The sequence below is a fragment of the Microcystis sp. M113S1 genome, from assembly GCF_020246945.1.
Taxonomy (GTDB): domain Bacteria; phylum Cyanobacteriota; class Cyanobacteriia; order Cyanobacteriales; family Microcystaceae; genus Microcystis.
This window is the reverse complement of the sequence record NZ_JADBSA010000415.1, coordinates 1-2,596: the sequence shown is the minus strand read 5'-3', so window position 1 is coordinate 2,596 and position 2,596 is coordinate 1. Positions and strand designations below refer to the sequence as shown.

The following is a 2,596-nucleotide window of genomic DNA, read 5'->3' as shown; positions in this document are numbered from 1 at the left end:
CAGGTGGTCAACTACCTAATTTTCAGGGAAAAAGTACCTGAATTTTCCCCCTGATCACTCCCATGCCTGGTACTTTTTGATTGACAAAAAGTCTAAAAGTCTTACCCAACAAGGTTTTTAGATTTATTCAGCAAACCCTAATTATACATATCTAACTACCTTTTGCCTCTTGCCTCTTGCCTTTCCTAACTAAGAAGTTAATTTTGTCCTATTACTTAATAATCACTGATTTTCATTGACTAATACCCGTCCGGATAGATCGTAAATCATAATATCCCATTGCCCATTTTTTGCTGCTTCAAAAGCCACTTTAGAACCATCGGCACTGATGATAGGATTGCGTACTTCTGCGAGGAGATCGGCAGCAATTTCCCTTCTCTGTTGAGTTTGTCGATCATACAAATAAATAGCCGTTTTTCCCTGACGACTAGCAGTAAAAACGATATAACGACCATCTTCACTAATGGAAGGACTAGAAGCGATCTGATCGAGAGAATTTAGTCCGGGTAAAGGCAATAAACGGCGATCAATGGCATCAAAAAGATAGATAGTTTGGGAACCATTGCGATCGGAAGCAAAAACTATATATCGAGAGGCAAGATAGGGAGTTAATTCACTAGCAGCACTGTTTAAACTTCTCCCCCCTCGATCGAAAGGAAAAGACAATAAACTGGGATAACCCGCACATCCAGTTAACAAACTAATTACAGCAACAAGACTAATAAAAAAATAACGTTTCACGGTTTGGGACTTTCAACGGGACTGCCATCGGGAAGATCTAACTCGATATTCGGACCGCGATCGAGAACCTCCACATCCCATTGTCCCCGACGAGCGGACTCAAAGACAAGATAACGACCATCGGGACTAAGACGGGGATTTCGCAACCAACCGCGATAATTTTGACTCAATAACTCAGAACGATCGGTAATGCGGTCATATAAAGCGATGACGGGACGACCTTCAATAATCACCACATAAGCCAGATAACGCCCCGTTTGGCTTAAACTGGGGCTATCGGTAATTTCTTGACCCGTATATAATCCCCCTAGGGCCTGATATTGTTTTGTCTGCAAATCATAAAGCAGCATCTGATTACTACCGCGACGGTTAGACAGCAAAGCAATCCAACGACCATCACCACTCAGGGCAGGTTTTTCGTCATTATAGCGACTGTTTAGGGTTCCTGTAGATAAACCGGGGTTATTGAGATTACAACCGCCTATAACCCCTAAAAACAAGCAGATAAACAGTAAAAAGGGAGCTTTGGTCATCGGACCTACTCCTTAATAATCAAACCTAGTCGGATGATCATTACTCGACTCCCGTTCACTATTATCCGGTCTCTCCCAATCTTCTCGATCGCCGGCATCCCTAGGATCGACCGGTTGATAATCGACGTATTCCCCTTTAAATGGCGGATCGTCCTCAATTATTGGGCGAGGACGACGTTTTTGGCTAGTGCGGGGCGGTTTACTGCTCGTCTCTTCACTAGCGGGACGAGGACGGGGACGGGGACTGGTTTCTTCCCAATCATCACCGCTACGGCGCTGATCATAAACATCTCGATCGCTAGTGGGGGAACTATTGCGGGGACGACGATTACTGGTTTTGCGACTGCTAGTATCGGCCGGCCGACGGGTGCGGGTGCTGCGGGGTTCCTCGTCCTGATAACTAGAAGTGCGCGAAGAGCGGGGATCATCGTAACCGCGTAAACGGGGATTATCTTCGTAACGTTCCTCCGGTTCGTAGGTGTCGAGGGGTTCTAATTCGGCCCGATATTCCCGACTCACAGGACGTTCATCCACAAAAGACGTGCCGCGGCGGGCCTGTTCCGTGGTTAAACCCCGCAATTTTACCGTCTCGAAGGCAAAAAACACCGCTGCCCCAGTCAGCAAAAATTGTCCGAATTGCAAAATCGGATCCAGTCGCCACCCTTGAAAAAGTAGAATTAAACCGCACAGTAAACCAACGGCAGCAAAAAATATATCATGATCCCTGGAAAGTTCCGGCCGCACCGAGCGCAGGAAGTATAACCCGGCTCCGGCCACTGCCAGAAAAATTCCTAAGATACTGGCCGAATTCAGCCCAAAATTGACCATCTTTATCTCCCTTCTCGGTGCTTAAATTCAATAATCGAGTCGGTCTACTATAGCCTAACCCCAAAGTCTAGCACTATATCTATCATCCTCGATTCTAACTTACTCGATCGAGCCTAGTTTAAACAACTATTGTTGGGGGAGTACGGAGATTTTATCAGTGATCAGTGAACAGTAATCAGTGAGGGAGCATCTCATTTATGCAAGTGAGTAATTATAAGTACCTGGACAAAAATAAACAGTGCTATGTAACGAAATGTTAAACACCCGAACCCCTTGCCCAGAAGTCATAGATACAGCAATTTACAAAACTTAACATAGTTAACTTTATTTAGGGTCTGCTGAAAAAGTTTTTCGGTGGGGGTTGGGGGTTGGGGGTTGGGGGATGGGTTTTACCGATTTTCAGGTGGTCAACTACCTAATTTTCAGGGAAAAAGTACCTGAATTTTCCCCCTGATCACTCCCATGCCTGGTACTTTTTGATTGACAAAAAGTCT

The 2,596-nt window shown here is 45.3% G+C and carries 3 protein-coding genes; all 3 read right to left on the bottom strand.

Annotated elements, in window-relative coordinates; genetic code table 11:
- Window positions 1-222: 222 nt before the first annotated feature.
- The 3 genes from IM319_RS21195 to IM319_RS21185 are packed head-to-tail and all read right to left on the bottom strand — an operon-like array spanning window position 223 to window position 2,102.
- Window positions 223-741 carry a TolB family protein gene (locus IM319_RS21195; RefSeq protein WP_287684919.1) on the bottom strand — a complete coding sequence of 173 codons (519 nt, stop codon included), beginning with the start codon at window positions 739-741 and terminating at the stop codon, window positions 223-225.
- Window positions 738-1,274, bottom strand: coding sequence for a TolB family protein (locus tag IM319_RS21190; RefSeq protein WP_287684920.1), 537 nt, complete (start codon window positions 1,272-1,274; stop codon window positions 738-740). The genes IM319_RS21195 and IM319_RS21190 overlap by 4 nt, the downstream gene beginning before the upstream one ends.
- Before the next feature lie 12 nt (window positions 1,275-1,286).
- Entirely contained in the window at window positions 1,287-2,102 is an 816-nt protein-coding gene (locus tag IM319_RS21185; protein WP_286826764.1) for a Ycf66 family protein, read from the bottom strand.
- Between the last annotated feature and the right edge of the window lie 494 nt (window positions 2,103-2,596).

Excerpts from the sequence above, each read along its gene's own strand:
- IM319_RS21190 (WP_287684920.1), bottom strand. The coding sequence starts at position 1,274 with ATGACCAAAGCTCCCTTTTTACTGTTTATCTGCTTGTTTTTAGGGGTT.
- IM319_RS21185 (WP_286826764.1), bottom strand. The coding sequence starts at position 2,102 with ATGGTCAATTTTGGGCTGAATTCGGCCAGTATCTTAGGAATTTTTCTG.